Origin of the sequence: Streptomyces pathocidini (assembly GCF_001418495.1) — a bacterium.
Taxonomy (GTDB): domain Bacteria; phylum Actinomycetota; class Actinomycetes; order Streptomycetales; family Streptomycetaceae; genus Streptomyces; species Streptomyces pathocidini.
Genome location: NZ_LIQY01000474.1, coordinates 1 through 4,882 on the forward strand (window position 1 = coordinate 1; position 4,882 = coordinate 4,882).

Below are 4,882 nucleotides of genomic sequence, written 5' to 3' on the forward strand. Positions count from 1 at the left end.
CACCCCCTCGCTCCCCCCGACGCGCCGAACCCCGACGGGCCGGACCCCGACGCACCAGACCCGGTGGAGCTGGCCGGGCGCAGCCTGCGAGGGCTGCCCGAGGAACTGGCCGAGCGGCTCCCCCGGTTGCTGGAGGCCATGGTGTCCGTCGGCACCGGCCTCGACCTGCACACCACCCTGGACCGCATCGCCGAGACCGCCGCCGGCCTCACCGGCGCCCGCTACGCCGCGATCGGCGTCGTCAACGAGCAGGGCGACGGCCTCGCCGACTTCGTCACCCACGGCATCGCCCCAGAGGAGCACGCGCGCATCGGCCACCTGCCGGACGGCCACAGCGGGGTCCTCGGCGCGCTCGTCCAGCACCCGGCCCCGCTCCGGCTCGCCGATCTGTCCGCCGACCCGCGCTCCGTCGGCTTCCCGCCGCACCACCCGCCCATGCGCACCTTCATCGGCGTCCCGATCCGGGTCGGCGGCGCGGTGTTCGGGAACCTCTACCTCACCGAGAAGGTGGGCGGCGAGGAGTTCAGCGCGTACGACGTGGACCTGGTGAGGGTGCTGGCCACCGAGGCGGGGATCCAGATCGGCAACGCCCGGCTGCACGAGGCCACCCGCCAGCGCGAGCGCTGGATCGACGGCGCCGCGGCGCTGACCACCGCGCTGCTCGCGGGAGGCGGGAGCGGCGACTCGGCGGAGGAGGAGGGCGGGGGCGCCGACGCGCTGACCGTAGTCGCCGAGCAGGGCCGGAGGCTGGCGGAGGCGGCGGCCGGGGTCGTGCTGCTGCCGCACGAGAACGGCGGCCTGGAGATCGTCCGGGTCTCCTCCGAACTCCCCGAGCCCTTCGAGGGGATCGGCATGATGATCGAGCCCGACAGCCCGGTGTACGCCCGACTCCTCGCCGGGCACCCGGTGTTCGTGGACGACTCGGCGAGCGACCCCCGCATGACCACCCCGATCTCCCACCTCTACGGGCCCAGCATGATGCTGCCGCTCAAGAGCGGCGGCCGGGTTCTGGGCACCCTCGCCCTGCCCCGGCTGCGCGGCGCCCGCCGGTTCACCGACACCGAGCGCGAGCTCGCGACCCGCTTCGCCGCCCAGTCCGCGCTCGCGCTCGTCCTCGCCGAGGCCCAGCGCGACCGCGAGCGCCTTGCCGTCTACGAGGAGCGCGACCGGATCGCCCGCGATCTGCACGACCTGGTCATCCAGCGGTTGTTCGCGACCGGGATGATGTTGGAGGGCGCGCAGCGCAAGGCCGAGGACTCCGACGTGCGGGCCGGGATCGGGCGGGCGGTGGACGAACTCGACGTCACCATCCAGGAGATCCGCACCGCCATCTTCGCGCTCCAGCAGGGCCCGGCCGAGGCACCGGCGGGGCTGCGCACCCGGATCGAGCGGGAGATCAACATGGCGGCCGTGCCGCTCGGGTTCCGTCCCGCGGCACGGTTCGTGGGCGCGGTCGACGCCAGGGTCGGCGAGCTGACCGGCAAGAATCTCGTGGCGGCGCTGCGCGAGGCGCTGTCCAACGCGTTCCGGCACGCGGCCGCCGCCCGGATCGAGGTCGTGGTCGACGCGACCGTGAAGCTGCCCGACGGGCGGGAGGGCGTACGGCTGACGGTCGCGGACGACGGCATCGGGATCCCCGACAACGGGCGGCGCAGCGGGCTCCGCAACCTCGCCAAGCGGGCGGAGGCGCTGGGCGGTTCGAGCTCGTACGGCCCGGGCGTCGGGGAGGACGGCGGGGGCACGGCGGTGGTGTGGGAGGCCCCGCTGTAGCGCCGCCCACGGCCGCGGGCGGCCGGTTACCGCCGGGCCGCCGCCACGATGCGCTCGATGACGACCGCGACCCCGTCCTCGTTGTTGGCGACCGTACGGGCGGAGGTCGCGGCCAGCACGTCCGGGTGCGCGTTGGCCATGGCGTACGAGGTGCCGGCCCAGGCCAGCATCTCCACGTCGTTGGGCATGTCACCGAAGGCGACGACCTCCTCCGGCGCGATGCCGCGCTCGGCGCAGCAGTGCGCGAGGGTCGCGGCTTTGCTGACGCCCGGCCCGCTGATCTCCAGCAGGGCGGTGGGGCTGGAGCGGGTGAACGAGCCGTGCGCGCCGGCCTCCTCGCGGGCCAGGGCCAGGAACTCGTCCGGGCCGAGGCGCGGGTGGTGGGCGAGCAGCTTGAGCACGGGTTGGTCGGCGCCGGCCCAGCCGGACGCGAGCAGCTCCTCGGCGGTGGCGATGGTGGCGCCGGGGTCGAGGTGGAACGGCGGGTAGTCCGGCTCGTAGTGGATGCCGGTGGTCAGCTCAACGGCGAAGGTGGTGCCGGGCGCGACGGCGCGCAGGGTCTTGACGGTGGCGAGCGCGTCGGGCCGCTCCAGGGGCCGCACCTCGATGATCTTTCCGTCCCGGTGCAGGTCGACCACGGCGGCGCCGTTGGCGCAGATCGCCAGCCCGTGGCCGTGGACATGCTCGCTGACCACGCCCATCCAGCGGGCGGGTCTGCCGGTGACGAAGAACACCTCGATCCCGGCCCGCTCGGCGGCGGCAAGCGCCGCGACGGTCCGCTCGGAGACGGACTTGTCGTCCCGGAGCAGCGTCCCGTCCAGGTCGGTGGCTATCAGCCGCACACCCCCTGGGACGGGCGCCGAGCGGTCCGATTCCGGCATCTGCGGCTCAGGCCGCTCGGTAGCTGAGGTCACGGCCCCATCCTCCCGCATCCGCACGCACGCGTGTACGAGCAGGCGGAGATCGTCTGCGGCGCCCGCTGCGGTTGGGCCCGAGTTCGCGGGGGTGCGGCCGATTCGTACCGCCGGGGCGCCGCCGCGCTGCCCGCTTGCCGTCGCGGCGGAAGATCTTTGAGCCCCCCGCACCGGAATGCGAGCACCCCGCACCGGAGGGGAGTGCCGCCGCATGCGGCCCCGGTCGCCGGACCGGGCTCTCTCCCCGTCGGCGGGCCGCTTAGGCTCTCGGGTATGGCCTCTTCTCTGCGACTCAGCACCGTGATCCTGCCCGTCCGCCGCTGGCACGAGGGCGGGCGGGAGGTGTGGCGGCGGGCCGAGGAGCTGGGCTTCCACACGGCCTTCACCTACGACCACCTGTCCTGGCGCGTCCCCTTCCGCGACGGACCGTGGTTCGGCGCGCTCCCCACGCTGACCGCCGCGGCCGCGGCCACCGACCGGCTGCGGCTCGGCACGCTCGTGACCTCTCCGAACTTCCGGCACCCGGTGACCCTCGCCAAGGAACTCCTCTCGCTCGACGACATCAGCGGCGGCCGCGTCACGCTGGGTATCGGCGCGGGCGGCACCGGTTACGACGCGACGGCGCTCGGCCAGGAGCCGTGGACCGCGCGCGAACGGGCCGACCGCTTCGGGGAGTTCGTGCCACTGCTCGACCGGCTGCTCAGCGAGGACGTCGTCTCGCACGAGGGCGCGTTCTACTCCGCGCACGAGGTCCGCAACATCCCCGGCTGTGTCCAGCGCCCGCGGCTGCCCTTCGCCGTCGCCGCGACCGGTCCGCGCGGGCTGCGGCTCGCCGCCCGCCACGGCCAGGCGTGGGTCACCACGGGCGACCCCAAGCTCCATGAGACCGGCACTCCCGCCGAGTCCCTCGCGGCGATCGGCGGCCAGATCGAGCGGCTGTCCGCCGCCTGCGCCGAGCTCGACCGGGACTCGGGTGAGCTGGAGAAGATCCTGCTCACCGGCTTCGCGCCCGGCGCCCCGCTGGACTCCCTCGACTCCTTCGTGGACTTCGCGGGCGCCCACGCGGAGCTCGGCATCACCGAGATCGTGCTGCACTGGCCGATCGCGGACACGATCTTCGCCGCCGACCAGAAGCTCTTCGAGCGCATCGCGACCGAAGGCCTGGCCCAGCTGGGCTGAGCCCCTGAGGGCCGGGGCCGCCGGGCTCTTTATCCCGCGTACACGTACGAGAGGAGCACAATCGAGGGGGAGGGACCACAGGACTGCGGACCCGACTGGAGGGTGCCAGATGCCCGGAAACCGGACGCGTTCCCGATACGCCCCTGACCAGGGGCTCACCACGCGCATGGTGACCACGATGTTCCTGATCGGGCTGCTCTACGTGGTCTTCGTCGGCGCCCTGATCGCCCTTCTGCGCGGGGCCTTGCCGATCATCCTGCTCGTCGCGGGCGGTCTGTTCATCGTGCAGTTCTGGTTCAGCGACCGGATCGCGGCCGCCGGCATGGGCGCCCGCGAGGTCACCCCGGAGCAGGCGCCCGAGCTGCACGGCGCGGTGGACCGCATCTGCGCCCTCGCGGACATGCCCAAGCCGCGGGTCGCCATCGCCCACAGCGACGTGCCGAACGCCTTCGCCACCGGCCGCAACGAGCGCACGGCCCTGGTCTGCGCCACCACCGGACTGCTCCGCCGCCTGGAGCCGGAGGAGCTGGANNACGTCGCGGTGATGACCATCGCCTCCTTCCTCGGCGTTCTCGCGGGCATGCTGACCCGCTTCGCCCTCTGGGGCGGGCTCAGCCGGGCCGGCAACAGCCGGGACAGCAACACCGCGATCGCGATGCTCCTCATCCCCCTGGTCAGCGCGGTCGTCTACGTGATCAGCTTCCTGCTCACCCGGCTCCTCTCCCGCTACCGCGAGCTGTCCGCGGACCGCGCCGCCGCGCTGCTGACCGGCCGCCCCTCGGCGCTGGCCTCCGCGCTCACCAAGGTGACCGGGCAGATGGCCCGGATCCCGACCCAGGACCTGCGGAAGGCCGAGCCCTTCAACGCGTTCTGGTTTGCGCCCGCCTTCTCCTCCAAGGAGAGCCTGAGCCGGCTGCTCTCCTCGCACCCCACGCTGGAGCAGCGCCTGGACCAGCTCGGCCGGATCTCCGCGCAGCTCGGCCGGGCGGCATGAGGCGGCAGCGGGCCCGCGCCACCCG

General features: G+C 73.9%; 4 protein-coding genes and 1 pseudogene. 4 read left to right on the forward strand and 1 reads right to left on the reverse strand.

Annotated features, from left to right (window positions below):
- The first annotated feature begins 63 nt into the window (after positions 1 to 63).
- Positions 64 to 1,770, forward strand: a complete 1,707-nt coding sequence (locus AOK16_RS20695) for a sensor histidine kinase (protein WP_079101611.1) — start codon at positions 64 to 66, stop codon at positions 1,768 to 1,770.
- Positions 1,771 to 1,796: 26 nt separating this feature from the next.
- On the opposite strand, the gene AOK16_RS20700 is transcribed toward AOK16_RS20695, so the two are convergent.
- Entirely contained in the window at positions 1,797 to 2,702 is a 906-nt protein-coding gene (locus AOK16_RS20700) for a Cof-type HAD-IIB family hydrolase (protein WP_079101610.1), read from the reverse strand.
- Positions 2,703 to 2,957: 255 nt separating this feature from the next.
- Here AOK16_RS20700 and AOK16_RS20705 point away from each other — a divergent pair, with 255 nt between their 5' ends.
- From AOK16_RS20705 to AOK16_RS28605, 3 genes and pseudogenes are all read left to right on the forward strand, one after another.
- A complete protein-coding gene (locus tag AOK16_RS20705) occupies positions 2,958 to 3,863 on the forward strand; it encodes an LLM class flavin-dependent oxidoreductase (RefSeq protein WP_055473693.1) in 906 nt (301 codons plus the stop codon).
- Between the two features lie 109 nt (positions 3,864 to 3,972).
- Positions 3,973 to 4,394: M48 family metalloprotease (locus AOK16_RS28600; RefSeq protein ID WP_240483669.1), on the forward strand; the 422-nt coding region annotated here is incomplete at its 3' end.
- Positions 4,395 to 4,396: 2 nt separating this feature from the next.
- A pseudogene (locus AOK16_RS28605) lies at positions 4,397 to 4,857 on the forward strand (M48 family metalloprotease); the annotation flags it as partial.
- Positions 4,858 to 4,882 lie beyond the last annotated feature (25 nt).